Source organism: Alistipes sp. An54 (assembly GCF_002159375.1).
Taxonomy (GTDB): Bacteria; Bacteroidota; Bacteroidia; order Bacteroidales; family Rikenellaceae; genus Alistipes; species Alistipes megaguti.
The window spans coordinates 43,648-59,016 of record NZ_NFIA01000015.1; the positions used below are offsets into that span (position 1 = coordinate 43,648).

The following is a 15,369-nucleotide window of genomic DNA, read 5'->3' on the forward strand; positions in this document are numbered from 1 at the left end:
GAACTATTTTGTTCCGGCACTCAGAATGAGAGCAGGAAGCACAAAAAGATCTTCGACCTGCGGGGATCCGACAGGTCTATATTCAACTCTTCGGCAATTTTCCTGACGGCAATGGCCAACTGGTTGTCGACGGTTTTCACCGATATTCCGAGGACCTTTGCCGTTTCGACACGTCCGAGTCTCTCTTCGCGCATCAGACGGAAGACAATTTTGCAACGGGCCGGGAGTTTTTCGATTGCCCGCTCCAGCGCCTCCATCATATCCGTTTCAATCAGGAGATCATTCCCCCGAGGAGCGCTGTATCGGGCCAGCGGGATATCTGCGTCATCGATCATTTCGAAACGGAAGCGTTTGAAATCCCGCAATTTGTTGACAGCGGCATTCCGTACGGCAATAAAGAGATAGGTATCCAGCCGATCGATTTTCTGAAGATTCTGACGCTGCCACAATTTGAGAAACACATCCAGCACCGCCTCTTCGGCCAACGTTTCGGAGCGGGTGATGGTCCGGGCAAAGGCTGTCAGGCGGGTAAAATAGCGGTCAAACAACAAGGTCAACGTCTCTTTCGAAAAATTTCGCTGCGAGTAATCCATGCTATTTCCAATAAGTCCAGAAGAGAAAACCCATCCGTGGTCATGGAGACCGATCATCCGTAAAAAAGAGTTTGCAAATGGGAGTTATCGCCTCTGTTCCACATCAAAGGTAACAAAATAAAAATGGAAAAGAAGTCTTTTCCGAACACTTCGACACGATTATTTTTTATTCTGCAATTAATCGGATTTTGTTTGGTAATTTATCCCGAAAATGGTGTCTTAAATAAAATCAAACCGGCCAATCCATGAAAAAACTACTGATTCTGCTGCTTGTCATGCTCGGAGCCGTGCCTCTGACGGCCAAGGTCAAACTTCCCTCCCTGATCGGGGATCACATGGTCCTGCAACGCGACACCGTCGTCCAGTTGTGGGGAGAAACGGCGCCGGGACGATCCGTACGGATCCGTCCCTCCTGGAGCGGAGATCGTCTGCGAACAACGGCCGACAGCCTGGGGCGATGGCTCGTCCGAATACCTACTCCCGAAGCAGGAGGTCCCTACCGGATCGAGATCGACGACGGAGACAAGACATGCCTCGACAGCGTCATGATCGGAGAGGTCTGGGTATGCTCGGGTCAATCGAACATGGCCCTGACCATGCACGGCGAACAGGGTGAGCATACCGAAGGATCGCTTCAGGCCCTGCTCGAATCGAGTCGTTATGCCTCAATCCGGCTCTTCAAGATGGGGAACGTTTCGGCACCGGCCCCGCGTGAGGATTGTCCGGGAGAGTGGGCCGTTCCAGACTGGGAGCGGATCAGTGACTTCAGTGCCATCGCCTACCATTTCGGCCGCACGCTGACCGATGCCCTGCAGATCCCCATCGGGCTGATATCGGCAAACTGGGGCGCCTCCTCCATCGAGGCCTGGATGCCGGAGGAGTCGCTGAAAAAGATCGAGCGGGAGTGCGGCGTCATGTTTCGGGAGCGTCCGGGCATGATGAAGCAGAAGATTCCGTCGGCTCTTTACAACGGCATGATCCACCCTCTGGAGCGATATGCCGTCCGGGGCTTCATCTGGTATCAGGGCGAAGGGAATCGGGCCGACTATCGTATATATGACCGGATGATGAACGAGATGGTCCGGGCATGGCGGAGGGGATGGGGGGATACCTCCATGCCGTTCTACTTTGTCGAACTGGCACCGTACCGCTACGACGACCCGCAGGGAATCGATCGCCCGCTGCTGGTGGAGACCCAACACCGTGCGGCGCAAACCATCCCCCACAGCGGAATTGTCGGGACCCTGGACCTGGGAGACTCCACGACCATCCATCCTCCCCGCAAACAGGAGATCGGACAACGTCTGGGATTGCTGGCGCTGACCGACAACTACCGAATCCGAGGTCTTGAAGCGCACAGTCCCCGATTCCGATCGGTTCGTTTCGGGAAGGACAATGCGGCGGTCGTCTCATTCGAAGGGGCTCCATACGGTCTGCGATCCGAAGGGACGATCACCGGGTTTGAACTGTGCGGGCAAGACTCCATATTCCAACCGGCCGAAGCGCGGATTCTCCCGGGGCAAAGTGCAGTTCGTGTCACTTCACCACAGGTTCCGCATCCGGTGGCCGTACGATACGGCTTTCGGAACTGGAGCCGCGGGAATCTCTATAATACCTCCGGCATTCCGGTTCTGCTGTTCCGTACGGATACCGGGGAGCAATCGTTCTCACCCGATTCCGTTCCCGAGTGGGACAATCCGCAACAGGGCACATGGGTCGGATTTGATGAAGTTGAGATTCCATCCTCGCTGGGTGGGACACCGCAACGGGCCTATTTCCGCAAAGCGACGGGTCCCCGCCGCCGACCGCTTGTCGTAAGTCTCCACACCTGGAGCGGGGACTACACCCAACAGGATCCGCTCGCCGCAGAGGCTGCGGCCCGGAACTGGAACTACATCCATCCCGATTTCCGGGGTCCGAACAACCGCCCACAAGCCTGCGGCAGCCGGGAAGTAATCGCCGACCTTGAGGATGCCGTACGATACGCCGTGGAACACGGGAATACGGATCCGGAGGATGTCCATGTCATCGGGGTTTCGGGAGGCGGTTACGCGACCCTGCTGGCCTACATGACCATGAAATATCCGGTAAAGAGTTTTTCCGCCTGGGCGCCGATCTCCGATCTGAAGAGCTGGTACGAAGAGTCCGTCGGGCGGCGGCAGCACTACGCCGAAGATATTTTGCGCTGTGCACCGGCTGACAACGAACCCGACACAATCCAACTCCGCCAGCGGTCGCCCCTGCATCTGCCCTACCCGACCGCACTGCGCCGGGGTGCAAGACTGTGTATCTACGAAGGCATTCACGACGGCTACAAGGGCTCGGTTCCGATTACGCACGCCATCAACATGTACAACTACGTGGCCCGTACACTGGGGGCCGCAGATTCCAGTCTGGTATCCGACCGCGAGGCACTTCGACTGGTTGCAGCGCGTCAAAACCCGGACCGGGATATCCGACAGACGCTGTGCGGAAGAGCCGTTCATCTCAGCCGAAACCACAGCACTGTTTCGCTGACGCTCTTCGAAGGAGGCCACGAGCAACTGCCCCAGGCCCTGTCATTGCTGCCCGTCGAGGAGTCGGAATACGATATGGCTCCAGGAATCTGGACATTGGGCGACTCGAACGGGGAGAAACGCGACGGTTGGGTCGATCAGCTTCAGGCCCTGCTTCCGCAGGCCGATATCCACAACAACTCCCGCAGCGGCCGCACCATCGGATTCGACAACAATGGAGATTCACACCTCAATGCGCTCCACACACTTCAACAGGATCTCGATGAAGCCAACCGCTATTTCAGGAAGCGGCGTTGCGACGTGATCGTCGTCTGTCTGGGGACCAACGACACGAAAGCCGTCTATTCGGATCACCAGCAGAAGGTCGTCACCCATTTCAGGGAGTTGATCGAACGAATGAACTCCTCGCCGCTGGTCCGACGCTACCATCCGTTATGCCTCTTCATGACCCCGCCGCCGATGGACGATGCAAAGGTCGGAGCAAAATATACCGGCGGGAATCGCCGGCTTCGGGCACTGGTTCCCGTTTTTTCGGCCATTGCGGAAAAATCCGGTTGGCAGGTCATCGACCTCTACCATCCGCTGCAGCCCGTCTTCAAAGTCTATACGAGGGATGGCGTTCACATGGATGGAGCCGGTCAGCGAATTGTGGCTCGCAAAATCATAGATGCACTTCTCGCTCAGAAGAGCGAACCGCAACGTTGAGGAGCCTCGCTCAAGATTGCAGGTAAGGAACCGATCCAAATGAGGCTTGTCGTCCGGATCCAACCGTCGGGGAGATCCGATCGGAACAGCATTTTCTTCGGGACGGAGATCTCAACCGTCCCGTTTTTTCAACTTTCCCATATACGGGAAGCATCGCGGTTTGCTCCTATTCGGCCGCTTCTCCTTCCGTCCGAAAGCAAAGAACATCTCCATTCCGAGGTCATCATAACGGGCGAACTGCCGAAGAAACGGTCCGAACACCCCGGATAAGAGCTATCGGTACGGAACGGGACCACCGGTATCCACAAACGCCTTCCTCCGGCCGTACCGGCACCTTCTGTCCGGGTCCTCACCACAGATCGGCCCGCAAGGTTTCCGACCCGATAGACGGGGCAATCACACTGATGAGCGGGCAAACGGGCTATACCCTATTTCCGTTTTGAAAAATTCGCCTCTTTCCGGATCCGTGCAACCGATATCCGATCCCGGCGAATTGGATCGGCCAATCATTGCAACGTTCAACCAAACAGAGGGGAGGGGCATCGCTACTTTCTCGCATGCAAGGCACGCCGTACGCCGAAATCATCCGCAAGAAGAACGGCGTCCACTTATCCAATTGCTGCTCATCGAGAACCTTATCTCCGAAGATCTCCATTTTTCAGGAAAGGCCATGATCATGGTTCACAGGAAGCCATAATCTACAATTTATTATTGTATATTACCAATATTTATTTTATCTTTGCTTCCAAACCATGGGCTCAATTTGACGAAACGGGAAGCAAGCACCTCATTGTCGAAGAGACAAATCCGGCAAGCACACCTCCTCAAGAAGCAGGCAAGGCCAATGTCCCGGTACTCATTTCGGCTCAAGCCGGTTTCACCGGAAATAAGAGCATTAAAAACTCGAACATATGTACGTACCCAACCACCTGAAATGGCGAATTCTTCTGGCGCAAGAGCTGAAACAGGCCTACTTCGAACGAGAGAACTCACTCCGCAACTGCAAACGGATCTTCGAACTTTACGGCCGTTACCTGCTGGGAACGACCTACGACACGTTTCTGACCTACCTCAACCAGCGGAAATACCGGATCGACAATCTCCGGATGCCGCCCTACATCGTGGCAGCCATCGGACTACTCGAGCCGCTGCGTATCGCCAGCGAGCGTCTGCGATTACGCAAAATGGGTTCTCCGTGGACCCTGCAGGAGATTGTCGAGGAGGTGCTGACGATTCTCCGTGAACGCTCCTCAACCCCGCTGGACCGGCGGATCGGACAGGCACAGCAACACGTCGAATAAGCGACGCTCGGGACCTGTACGACAACCGGCCCCATCAGCCGACAAGGCATGCCCACCCGCAACGGGAGGAGCTGCCGACAGAGCCCGTGTTCACGGCGTACCTTCACCCCGCCAACAGCCCACGGGATATTGTCGCGCCCCTTCCGCCTACCGGAAGCGGCGCCAAACACGATGCCGCACTACTCTACCGTCGACCGGAATCCACTCCGGTCTTCGGTCCCGCGCCATCTGCTCCGGGAGGAAACCGGGCAAACGCCGCATATGAGAACAACCAAAAAGAGCGTTGCAGAAATTCTGCAACGCTCTTCACAAACGTACCTTCGAGCGGAAAGAAGGGGATTCGAACCCCTGAAACCCTTTTGAGGTTTACTCGCTTTCCAGGCGGGCCAGTTCAACCACTCCTGCATCTTTCCGTGGGGATGGCGCAAAAGTACGCAATATTTCCCGATTCTGCAAATGACGGCGATTTTTTCTGCACGGCGCCGCCTGACACGGATTCGGACAGGCTCGAAAGAAAAGTCAGTCCCGCGGCATGAAAGGCCCGGTCCCGAGTCCGATTCGTGCGCCCCGAGAACCGACTAACGGATAAAACTCGTCATGATGCGGGGTTCGGCTTCGGGGATGTTCTCCGTAGCGAGCAATCCGGCCTTGAGCACGCGGGCCATGTTACGCCCCAGCACACGCATCGTCTGCAGACCTTCACCGTCCTGACTGGCCTCGCCGGGAGTCCGTCCATGGACGCTGTTCCAGTATTTCGACGAGACGACCGGCATGTTCGTTATCATGAAATACTTGTTCAGACGGTCGAACGCGGCGCTGGCTCCTCCGCGGCGGCACACGACCACGGCAGCAGCCGGTTTATAGGCCAGGCGGTCGACGCACGAGACAAACAGACGGTCCAGCAGCGCACACAGCGAACCGTTCGGGCCGGCGAAGTAGACCGGCGAACCGACGATCAGGGCGTCGGCCGTGGCCAGTTTTTCGCGGATCAGCAGGTAGAGATCGTCGTTGAAGGCGCAACTGCCGGTCTGGGCACACTGCCAGCAGCCGATGCAGCCCGGAATGGGTTTGGTACCGATCGAGACGATTTCGGCCTCTACGCCCTCGGCCTCGAGCGTGCGGGCAACTTCGTTCAATGCGATGAAGGTATTGCCCTCGCGATGGGGGCTTCCATTGATAAGCAGGACTTTCATAGCTGATATTTTTTAATGTCGTTGGTTTTCGCCACCCAAAGATACAAAAAAAGGGGATGCGGAGGAGATCGCATCACCCGATTTTATCGGAAGGCCGCCTGCGCAGACGCCTCCGCCCGTCTAATCTCGGGGGGGGGCCGGACTGCAGCCGCACGCTCCGATCCCGAGAAGACAAAAAAAGGGGAGATTCCCTTCGAGGAATCTCCCCAATCTTCAGAGGGCAAAATTATTTTGCAGCCTCAACCGTCTCGGCAGCGGTCGAATCAGCCTGCTCGCAAGCAGCCGTCGAATCGCACTTCTCGGTGCAACCCTCGCAAGCCGAAGCCTCGGTAGCAGCAGCTTCCGTAGCAGCGGCATCAGCAGCTGCCTTCTTGTTGGCGTTTCCACCACAGCTAACCATGGCTACGGCAGCCAGAACGATGACCAAAGAGAAAATCTTTTTCATAGCGTCAAACGTTTAATTAACACTTCTTAAACGCCGCAAAGATAGATATTCGCCAAAAAAAAGCAAAGAAAAATCAAAAAATTTTCAAAAGCAGCCGCAAATCACTCCAGAAGGTCGCTCACGGAGATCACTTCGTTCTTCAGAAAGGCCTTCGGGAAGGTGGCCGAGACCTTGCCTTTCAGGATGATAGCCTCCTCGGAGGTCAGGCAGTTTCCGACCGAGACCGAGAACCACGGGCTTTCGTAAACCATGTAGACCCGGATACCGGGAAAAGTCTCTTCGAAGAGTTGTTTGGCAGCCAGCGCACCGTTGCGGGCATCGGGGCCGTTGTCGAAGAAGATGCAGACGCGATGGCCCTTGTAGGAGAGGCGCTGGGCACTGCGGGCGGCATCGGCCACGGCGCGGGCGGCATCCCCGTGTTCGGTGACCACGACGCGAGCCGGATCGAACAGCGCAGAGCCGGCTGTCGGTTGGGCCAGACGCTGCTTGAAGGCCTCGAGCGACTGGGCTCCGGCAACCGAAGCGACCATCAACAGAGCGCAGGTAAGGATCAGCGTACGGTATTTCATAACTTCAGATAATTTTGCACATCCTGAACGGAGAGCCCAAAGGTAGTCAAAAATTCGGACAAAGGCATCTTTTCGCGGGAAAAACGGAGCGGAGCCGGGCCGCCGCGGCCCTCGATCTCGAAGGAGAGGGCGATACGGTCCAACTCACCGGCCTTCACCTTGCGGTAGAGGACGAAGAGGGTCAGCGGATCGGAGATCTGCAGCCGCCAGAGCGTCCGGATCGAGGCCTGCGTCCGACGGTCGATCTCGACGGGCTCCTCGAGAATCAGCCGCCCCACGACCGCATCGGCGTAATGGATGTCGATCCGGGCCGAGGCGAGCTGGAGCCGATGGGCCGAGCCGTTGTCGATCCGGGCGACCACCTCGGCGGAGGTCAACCCCTGCAGCTGCACCCGTTCAATTCCCTCGAAACGGATCTTTTGAGCCGTCTTCTCAATCGAGCGCCGGCAGGAGCCCATCGCCAGGACGGCGAAGAGTAGCAGCGAATAAAAGAACAATCGTTTCATCGTACACCAATATAAATTTGGGCAATGCCGCAACTCTGGCTGCGGGCCTTGCAGTCGTGGAATCCGGCCGCCTCGAGCCGCCGCAGGAATTCGGCCGGGCGGGGGAATTCGCCGACCGAGGCCGGAAGATACTCGTAGGCACGGCGATCGTGGGAGACCATGCCGCCGATGCGGGGCAGAATCCGGTAGGTATAAAATTCGTAGAGGGTGCGGAACAGCGGGTTCGAGGGTCTCGAGAACTCCAGGATGACGACCCGCCCGCCGGGGCGCAGCACCCGGGCCAGTTCGCGCAGCCCGGCATCCAGATCACCGAAATTGCGCACGCCGAAGGCGACGGTGGCCACGTCGACCGACGCCGTCGCCACATCGAGGTGCTCGACATCGCCGTGGTCCAGCACGATGCGGCCGTCCAGACCGCGGGCCTCGACCTTGCGGCGGGCTACGTCGAGCATGCGCTCCGAGAGGTCGACACCCAGGACGTGAGCCTCTCTGATGCGGCGGGCCATGGCGATGGCCAGGTCACCCGTTCCGGTGGCCACGTCGAGGATGCGGCGGGGTTTCACACGGCACACGATCTTCACGACATGACGGCGCCAGAGACGGTCGATGCTCATCGAGAGCGTATGGTTGAGCAGGTCGTACTTCGGCGCGATGTTATCGAACATCTCGCGGACCTCCTCCTTCTTGGACTGATCGGTATTGTAGGGTTTCATTCGTAACGAATCGTTTCTTCGGGTTTGATACGGGAGACAATCGAGGCGGGGATCATCAGCAGGAGGACAATCACGGCGATGAAGCCGGCATTGAGTGCCAGCCACCACCCCCACCCCAGCGATATGGGGACTTCGGAGAGGAGATACCCCTCCGGGTTGAGTTTGACGAGATGGGTCGTGTGCTGCAGCACGCAGAGGCCCAGACCGACGAGGTTGCCCCACCCCAGACCGCGCAGCGCCACGAAGGCGGCCCGCCAGAGGAAGACGGCGCGGATCTGCCGGCTGCGCATGCCGAGGACCTTCAGCAGCCCGATCATGCGCGTGCGCTCCAGGACGAGGATCAGCAGCGCCGAGGTCATGTTGAAGAACGCCACGACGAGCATGATGCCGATCACCACGGCTGCATTGACATCGTGGGCCTTCAGCCAGTCGAAGATGTTGGCGTAACGCTCGGTGACGCTCTCGACGGCCAGGTTCTCGGTGCCCTCACCCTCGTCGTAGAGCAGCGTGCGGTCCAGCGTCCGGGCAAAAGCCGGAGCCTCGTCGAGCGAACGGACCCGAATTTCGTAGCCCGAGACCTCGTCAGCGCACCAGTCGCAGAGGCGCTGCACGTTCCGGATGTCGGTGAAGACCATCGAGCGGTCCATCTCGTCCAACCCCGAGGCGTAGATTCCCGACACCTTGAAGCGGTCGCGGCGGGGGCGTTCGCCGCCGTCGACGAACAGCATCTCGATGCGGTCCCCGACGCCGACCTCCAGCCGGTCGGCCAGCAGCTGCGAGAGGAGAATGTCCTTCGTGCGGATCGAATCGCCGATGCGGGGCATCTGCCCCCGGACGAGCCACTCCCCGAGCAGCAACGTGTCGTAATCCGGTCCGATGCCCTTGAGCACCACCTCACCCACGGCATCCGCCGTGCGGACAATCCCACCCTTGAGCGCATAGGGGGCCATCGCAACAAAGCCGTCGGTCGAACGGATCAACGCCTCGAGACGGGCGCTGCGATGCACGGGCCGGGAATCGAGCGCATCGACCCCGCGGATGTCGGTCACCGTGACGTGCGAGGCAAACCCCTCCATCTTGCGGGCGACCTCGCGCTTGAAGCCGATGACCACGGCCAACGTCAGAATCATCACCGCCACCCCGAGGGCCACCGACCCTACGGCAATGCGGTCCATGACCCCGGGGCGGTTTCCGGGCGTCGGACGGGCCGTACGGCGGGCGATGAAAAAGGCGAGATTCACGGGTGCTCTATTTTGTCCTGAAATTTATGCAAAGAAACATATAAATTTCGTATTTTTGCCCGAAATACGGGATTTTCATGAAAAAACGGGCTCTCATCACGGGTGCGACCTCCGGAATCGGCCGCGCAACGGCCCTGCGACTCGCCGCCGCAGGCTATGACATCATCGCCACGGGACGCCGTGCCGAACGGCTCGCCGAACTCAAGGCCGAGATCGAGGCGGCGGGCGGGAGCTGCACGACACTCGCCTTCGACGTCCGCTCCGAAGAGGAGGTTCGGCGCAACCTCGAACCCCTCGAGCAGATCGACCTGCTGGTCAACAACGCCGGACTGGCCGCCGGACTCGAACACATCGACCGCGGCGACACGCGCGACTGGGACGCCATGATCGACACCAACGTCAAGGGGCTGCTCTATGTCACGCGGGTCATCACACCGAAAATGGTGGCCGCAGGCCGCGGACACGTCATCAACCTGGGGTCGATCGCCGGCACGGAGCCCTACGAAAACGGCGCGGTCTACTGCGCCACGAAACACGCCGTGCACGCCATCTCGCAGTCGATGCGCGCCGATCTGCTCCCGGCCGGGATCAAGGTGACGGAGATCCGCCCCGGCATGGTCGAAACGGAGTTCTCCGAGGTGCGTTTCCACGGCGACCGGCAACGTGCCGCTGCCGTCTACGAGGGGGTCGAGCCCCTCACCGGCGCGGATATTGCGGAGGCAATCGCGTGGGTGGCACAATTACCGGCCCACATGAACGTTAATGACATGGTACTGATGCCGAGCCAGCAAGCCGGTTCGTACTACACGTATCGCAAGAAACAGTAAACACTTACGACTATGTATCAACCCCTTATCACCCTGCTTCAGGCAGGTTACTACGCAGAGCCGCATGCCGCACGCTACGACGCCGCCACGATGGGCATGTTCGTGCTGATCATCATCATCGGCGTCATCGGCTTCGTGGTGCAGGCGCGCCTGCAGTCGGTCTTCAAGAAGTATTCGAAGGTGCAGTTCCCGGGCGGCCTGACGGGCGCCGAAGTGGCCGAGAAGATGCTGCGCGACAACAACATCCATAACGTGAAGGTTACGCACGTGAGCGGCCAGCTCACCGACCACTTCAACCCGCAGACGATGACCGTCAATCTGAGCGACGCGGTCTACTCGTCGACGAGCGTGGCGGCAGCCGCCGTGGCGGCCCACGAGTGCGGCCACGCCGTGCAGCATGCCCGGGGCTATGCACCGCTGGTGCTGCGTTCGCAGCTGGTTCCGGTGGTTCAGTTCGCCTCGTCGGCCGCCACGTGGGTCATCATCCTGGGTCTGGTGATCCTGGCCACGACGCAGAACGAGGTGCTCTGCTGGATCGGCGTGGGACTGATCGCCATGTCGGCCCTCTTCTCGATCGTGACGCTGCCCGTGGAGTACAACGCCTCGGCGCGGGCGCTGGAGTGGCTGCAGGCCAGCCGTACGATCCAGGGCGTGCAGCTCTCGCAGGCGCGCGAAGCCCTCTCGTGGGCAGCCCGCACCTACCTGGTGGCGGCACTGAGCGCCATCGCGTCGGTGCTCTACTACGTCTTCCTGATCCTCGGACGACGCAACGACTGACAACGCGGAATGAACACTCCGGAGAAAGACTACACCCATCGCACCTGGCTGGCGGCCGCGGCACTCATCGCAGTGCTCGTGGCCGTAAGTTTCATACCTCCGCAGAGTATCGGAGGCATCCACCTGCGGCGCGCAAACATCCTCTCGGACCTCATGACGTTCGACGATTCGGCCCCGGCGGAGCAGGAGGCCGCCACGGGGCTCTACGACGAGGAGGAGTTCCGCGTCGATCTGGCGGAGGTGGCCTCGCGCATCGAGGCCGACACCGCGCACCAGGAGGCCCCGACCATCTATGAATGGCGGCTTGCGGACGACACGCCGGCCGACGACCGCTATGCGCCGCGCAAGGCGGACACCACACGATGGGTCGCCACGCTGACTCCGATCGAGGATTACAGCGACAGCGGCCGTCTGCGGGCCTTCTGCGACACGCTGCTGCTGGCGCGGCGTCCGGTGCGAATTGCCGTTCTGGGCGACTCGTTCGTCGAGGGCGACATCCTGACGGCCGATCTGCGCGAACGCCTCCAGACCGCCTACGGAGGACGTCCGGGCGGCGGTACGGGTTTTGCCCCGATGGCCTCGCCGCTGACGGCCTTCCGCCGCACCATCAAGACGCAGTCCAAGGGGTGGGCCACCTACAACATCATGCAGCGCAAGGCGGCTCCGGATTTCCTGCGCGAACACTTCTACATTTCGGGCTGGGTGAGCCAGCCCTCGACCGACGCCTCGACCCGCTGGGAGAACACCGACTTCCGGCAGCAGCTCGATGCCGTGACCGACGCCCGGATCCTCTTCCTCTCCCCGGCGGAGAGCCGCGTGGAGGTGACGCTGAACGACACGCTGCGGCATGAATTCACGGTCGAGGGCGATGCCACGGTGCGCCAGATCGCCGTTTCGGCACCGCACATCCACTCGCTGGGCTTCCGCGTTCTCGCCGGGACGAAGGACTTCATCGGCTACGGTGCGATCTTCGAGGGGCACGGCGTGGTGGTCGACAACTACTCGGTGCGCAGCAACAACGGCCAGGCGATGTTCTGGACCAATCCGTCGGTCAACGCCCGCATCCACTCCTTTGCACCATACGATCTGGTGATCCTCCAGTACGGACTGAACATCATGCAGGCGGGCGTGACGGACTATCGCGGCTACGCCTCGCAGATCGAAAAGATGGTGGCCTACGTACGGCAGTGCTTCCCGGGTGCCGCGGTGCTGATCCTGGGCGTGAGCGACCGCTCGGTGAAGACCGACTCGGGATTCGAACCGATGGACGCCGTTCCCTACATGACCGAGAGCCAGCGCACGGCGGCCCGCAACACGGGAGCCGCCTTCTGGCCCACGAGCGACGCGATGCGCGCCCAGGGTGGCATGGCGGAGTTCGTGCGCAACGGCTGGGCCGGCAAGGACTTCACCCACATCAACTACGCCGGCGGACGGCGTGTGGCGTGGGCGCTCTACGATGCGCTGAACGAGGAGATCCGCAAGGCCTACACGGAGATCCTCCTCACGCAGCGCCGCCAGGCCGAAGCCGCGGCCGTGATGGACTCGCTGCAGCGAATCCGCCTGCAGCGGGAGCTGCTTCCGGAGCTGACGCCCGAACCGCAGGGGCTTCCGGTCCCCGAATCCCTTAACCTGCCGCAACCATGACACTCCCCACAACGGACGGCATCTGGGAACGGCTCACGGCGCTGCTGACCTACGACGCCACCTCGCCGCTGATCTTCAGCAGCGGTCTTTTCCTGTTTCTGTTTGCGGGCTTCCTGCTCGTCTACAGTGCCTTCCGGCGGGCGCCGATGGCCCGCATCATCTATGTGGTACTCTTTTCGCTCTACTTCTACTACAAGTCGAGCGGCATCTACTTCCTGTTGCTCATCTTCACGGCGACGAGCGACTTCCTGATCGCACGGGGGATCTTCCACACGCAGAGCCGGCAGACCAAACGCTGGCTGGTGGCGCTGAGCGTGGCGGTGAACCTCGGCATGCTGGGCTACTTCAAGTACACGAACTTCCTGATCGACATCTCGAACCAGCTCTTCGGGCAGGGTTTTCTCCAGTTCCAGAACATCTTCCTGCCGGTGGGCATCTCGTTCTTCGTCTTCCAGTCGATGAGCTACACGATCGACGTCTACCGCGGACAGCTGCGCCCGCTGACCAACTGGCTCGATTACCTCTTCTACCTGTCGTTCTTCCCGCAGCTGGTCGCCGGCCCCATCGTGCGGGCCCGGGACTTCATCCCGCAGATACGCCAGAACCCGATCCGCATCACGCGCGAAATGTTCGGCACGGGGGTCTTCCTGATCCTCACGGGTCTCTTCAAGAAGGCGATCATCTCGGACTACATCTCGCTGAACTTCGTCGACCGGGTCTTCGACGAACCGCTGCTCTACTCGGGCTTCGAGTGTCTGATGGGCATCTACGGCTACGCGCTGCAGATCTACTGCGACTTCTCGGGCTACTCGGACATGGCCATCGGCATCGCGCTGCTGCTGGGCTTCCGCTTCCCGAAGAACTTCGACGCACCCTACAAGTCGGCCACGATCACCGAATTCTGGCGGCGGTGGCACATCTCGCTCTCGTCGTGGCTGCGCGACTACCTCTACATCTCACTGGGCGGCAACCGCAAGGGACGGCTGCGCACCTACTGGAATCTGCTCCTGACGATGCTGCTCGGCGGACTGTGGCACGGTGCGGCGGTGCGCTTCATCCTCTGGGGCGGGCTGCACGGCGTGGCGCTGGCGCTGCACAAGCTCTGGCTGAGCGTCGTCCCCGGTGCCAAGGTATCGGGCGCACAGATGCACTGGTGGAGCCGTGCGGCGGGTATCTTCGTGACGTTCAATCTGGTCTGCTTCGGGTGGCTGATGTTCCGCGCCGAGTCGATGCAGACCGTCTCGCTGATGCTGCACCAGATCTTCGAGAACTTCAACCCGGCGATGATCCCGCAGGTGGTGGCCGGATATGCCGGGGTCTTCGCCCTGATTGCCGCGGGATACATCCTGCACCTGATGCCGGGGCGGGTCGATGCCCTGGCCCGGCAGGTGGTGGTCAACGCCCCGCTGGTGCTGCAGGTGGTGATGGCCGCCGCGATGATCTGGTGTGTCATGCAGATCAAGTCGAGCGACATCCAGCCCTTCATCTACTTCCAATTCTGATCCGACGATGCAGAACCTCGACCAACAACTCTTTCTGGCGCTGAACTTCGACGGCGGACCCGTGTGGGACCGCATCATGCTCACCCTTTCAGGAACGACGATGTGGATTCCGCTCTACGCGGTGATCCTGTGGCTCGTCTGGCGACGCTCGGGCTGGCGGGGGATGCTGCTCTTCCTGGTGCTGATGGCCGCAGCGGTGGCACTGGCCGACATGGTGGCCGGGATCTTCAAACACAACGGACTGCTGGGCGGTCTGCTGCCCGATTTCGAACCGCGCTGGCGGCCGATGTTCACCCCTTCGCTCGAGGGGCTCGACATCACGCCCGACTCGCTGCGGACGCTGCGCTGGCTCTCGCCCGAGGAGCTTGCGGCGGCCGGGTATTCGGGGCACTGGACGGTACACGTCCCCATCGAAGCGGTCAGCGGCCGCTACGGAAGCGTCTCGGCCCACGCCGCGACGATCGTGGCGTTGGCGCTCTTCTCGGCACGGGTCATCCGCCGGCGGTGGTTCACGTTGCTGATGATATGCTGTACGCTGGTTGTCTGCTACTCGCGGATCTATCTGGGCAAACACTTCCCGATGGATCTGGTCTGGGGCGCTCTGGTCGGTGCCGTGCTGGGCTGGGCGGCCTGGGCACTCTACCGGCGTTTCGCACCCCGCAGCAAGGCGGCGGAATAATTCGCCGGCGGAAAAGGCCCGGTTCCGGACTTCCGCTTCCGACACACGCCTCACGGCCCCGGTTCAAAGCCCCGGCTCACACTCCCGGCTCCGGTCAGAATCCCCGGTCGGAGGGGCTGCGCTGCTCCTTGACGGAGGCCGGCACGTCGGGGGGGGGG

General features: G+C 60.5%; 14 protein-coding genes and 1 tRNA gene. 7 read left to right on the forward strand and 8 right to left on the reverse strand.

The window, feature by feature from the left end:
- Nucleotides 1–20 precede the first annotated feature (20 nt).
- The gene (locus B5G09_RS11885) at nt 21–650 is read right to left on the reverse strand and encodes a sigma-70 family RNA polymerase sigma factor (RefSeq protein ID WP_206384446.1); all 630 of its coding nucleotides are present in this window, start codon (nt 648–650) and stop codon (nt 21–23) included.
- A 188-nt stretch (nt 651–838) separates the two neighbouring features.
- Between B5G09_RS11885 and B5G09_RS11890 the strand changes: the two genes are divergently transcribed.
- The gene (locus tag B5G09_RS11890; RefSeq protein ID WP_087405334.1) at nt 839–3,814 is read left to right on the forward strand and encodes a sialate O-acetylesterase; all 2,976 of its coding nucleotides are present in this window, start codon (nt 839–841) and stop codon (nt 3,812–3,814) included.
- A gap of 911 nt (nt 3,815–4,725) precedes the next feature.
- Entirely contained in the window at nt 4,726–5,115 is a 390-nt protein-coding gene (locus B5G09_RS11900; protein WP_087405336.1) for a hypothetical protein, read from the forward strand.
- A gap of 325 nt (nt 5,116–5,440) precedes the next feature.
- On the opposite strand, the gene B5G09_RS11905 is transcribed toward B5G09_RS11900, so the two are convergent.
- The 7 genes from B5G09_RS11905 to B5G09_RS11935 all read right to left on the reverse strand — a co-directional run bounded on the left by B5G09_RS11905 (nt 5,441) and on the right by B5G09_RS11935 (nt 9,782).
- Nucleotides 5,441–5,528, reverse strand: a tRNA-Ser gene (locus tag B5G09_RS11905).
- A 165-nt stretch (nt 5,529–5,693) separates the two neighbouring features.
- Nucleotides 5,694–6,308: a flavodoxin family protein gene (locus B5G09_RS11910; RefSeq protein WP_087311287.1), complete on the reverse strand. Its 615-nt coding sequence runs from the start codon at nt 6,306–6,308 to the stop codon at nt 5,694–5,696.
- Between the two features lie 226 nt (nt 6,309–6,534).
- Nucleotides 6,535–6,735 (reverse strand): hypothetical protein, encoded by a 201-nt coding sequence (locus B5G09_RS11915; protein ID WP_241147666.1) that lies wholly within the window; start codon nt 6,733–6,735, stop codon nt 6,535–6,537.
- Between the two features lie 119 nt (nt 6,736–6,854).
- Nucleotides 6,855–7,322, reverse strand: a complete 468-nt coding sequence (locus B5G09_RS11920; RefSeq protein WP_239403304.1) for a hypothetical protein — start codon at nt 7,320–7,322, stop codon at nt 6,855–6,857.
- Complete coding sequence (locus B5G09_RS11925; protein WP_087405338.1) at nt 7,319–7,828, reverse strand: hypothetical protein; 510 nt, start codon at nt 7,826–7,828, stop codon at nt 7,319–7,321. Before B5G09_RS11925 ends, B5G09_RS11920 begins: the two co-directional genes overlap by 4 nt.
- Nucleotides 7,825–8,541 carry a bifunctional demethylmenaquinone methyltransferase/2-methoxy-6-polyprenyl-1,4-benzoquinol methylase UbiE gene (ubiE, locus tag B5G09_RS11930; RefSeq protein WP_087405339.1) on the reverse strand — a complete coding sequence of 239 codons (717 nt, stop codon included), beginning with the start codon at nt 8,539–8,541 and terminating at the stop codon, nt 7,825–7,827. Before ubiE ends, B5G09_RS11925 begins: the two co-directional genes overlap by 4 nt.
- Entirely contained in the window at nt 8,538–9,782 is a 1,245-nt protein-coding gene (locus B5G09_RS11935) for an FtsX-like permease family protein (RefSeq protein ID WP_087405340.1), read from the reverse strand. Before B5G09_RS11935 ends, ubiE begins: the two co-directional genes overlap by 4 nt.
- Before the next feature lie 77 nt (nt 9,783–9,859).
- On the opposite strand from B5G09_RS11935, the gene B5G09_RS11940 reads away from it, so the two are divergent.
- From B5G09_RS11940 to B5G09_RS11960, 5 genes are read left to right on the forward strand one after another with little or no spacing between them, the layout of a single operon-like run.
- Nucleotides 9,860–10,609 carry an SDR family NAD(P)-dependent oxidoreductase gene (locus B5G09_RS11940; RefSeq protein ID WP_087311282.1) on the forward strand — a complete coding sequence of 250 codons (750 nt, stop codon included), beginning with the start codon at nt 9,860–9,862 and terminating at the stop codon, nt 10,607–10,609.
- Nucleotides 10,610–10,621: 12 nt separating this feature from the next.
- Nucleotides 10,622–11,386 (forward strand): zinc metallopeptidase, encoded by a 765-nt coding sequence (locus B5G09_RS11945; RefSeq protein WP_087311281.1) that lies wholly within the window; start codon nt 10,622–10,624, stop codon nt 11,384–11,386.
- A 9-nt stretch (nt 11,387–11,395) separates the two neighbouring features.
- Nucleotides 11,396–13,030 (forward strand): hypothetical protein, encoded by a 1,635-nt coding sequence (locus tag B5G09_RS11950; RefSeq protein ID WP_087405341.1) that lies wholly within the window; start codon nt 11,396–11,398, stop codon nt 13,028–13,030.
- Entirely contained in the window at nt 13,027–14,532 is a 1,506-nt protein-coding gene (locus tag B5G09_RS11955; RefSeq protein ID WP_087311279.1) for an MBOAT family protein, read from the forward strand. Before B5G09_RS11950 ends, B5G09_RS11955 begins: the two co-directional genes overlap by 4 nt.
- A 7-nt stretch (nt 14,533–14,539) precedes the next feature.
- Nucleotides 14,540–15,211 carry a phosphatase PAP2 family protein gene (locus B5G09_RS11960; protein ID WP_087405342.1) on the forward strand — a complete coding sequence of 224 codons (672 nt, stop codon included), beginning with the start codon at nt 14,540–14,542 and terminating at the stop codon, nt 15,209–15,211.
- Nucleotides 15,212–15,369: the final 158 nt, after the last annotated feature.

Excerpts from the sequence above, each read along its gene's own strand:
- B5G09_RS11890 (WP_087405334.1), top strand. The coding sequence starts at position 839 with ATGAAAAAACTACTGATTCTGCTGCTTGTCATGCTCGGAGCCGTGCCT.
- B5G09_RS11945 (WP_087311281.1), top strand. The coding sequence starts at position 10,622 with ATGTATCAACCCCTTATCACCCTGCTTCAGGCAGGTTACTACGCAGAG.
- B5G09_RS11900 (WP_087405336.1), top strand. The coding sequence starts at position 4,726 with ATGTACGTACCCAACCACCTGAAATGGCGAATTCTTCTGGCGCAAGAG.
- B5G09_RS11940 (WP_087311282.1), top strand. The coding sequence starts at position 9,860 with ATGAAAAAACGGGCTCTCATCACGGGTGCGACCTCCGGAATCGGCCGC.
- B5G09_RS11950 (WP_087405341.1), top strand. The coding sequence starts at position 11,396 with ATGAACACTCCGGAGAAAGACTACACCCATCGCACCTGGCTGGCGGCC.
- B5G09_RS11910 (WP_087311287.1), bottom strand. The coding sequence starts at position 6,308 with ATGAAAGTCCTGCTTATCAATGGAAGCCCCCATCGCGAGGGCAATACC.
- B5G09_RS11955 (WP_087311279.1), top strand. The coding sequence starts at position 13,027 with ATGACACTCCCCACAACGGACGGCATCTGGGAACGGCTCACGGCGCTG.
- B5G09_RS11920 (WP_239403304.1), bottom strand. The coding sequence starts at position 7,322 with ATGAAATACCGTACGCTGATCCTTACCTGCGCTCTGTTGATGGTCGCT.
- B5G09_RS11925 (WP_087405338.1), bottom strand. The coding sequence starts at position 7,828 with ATGAAACGATTGTTCTTTTATTCGCTGCTACTCTTCGCCGTCCTGGCG.
- B5G09_RS11885 (WP_206384446.1), bottom strand. The coding sequence starts at position 650 with ATGATCGGTCTCCATGACCACGGATGGGTTTTCTCTTCTGGACTTATT.
- B5G09_RS11960 (WP_087405342.1), top strand. The coding sequence starts at position 14,540 with ATGCAGAACCTCGACCAACAACTCTTTCTGGCGCTGAACTTCGACGGC.
- ubiE (WP_087405339.1), bottom strand. The coding sequence starts at position 8,541 with ATGAAACCCTACAATACCGATCAGTCCAAGAAGGAGGAGGTCCGCGAG.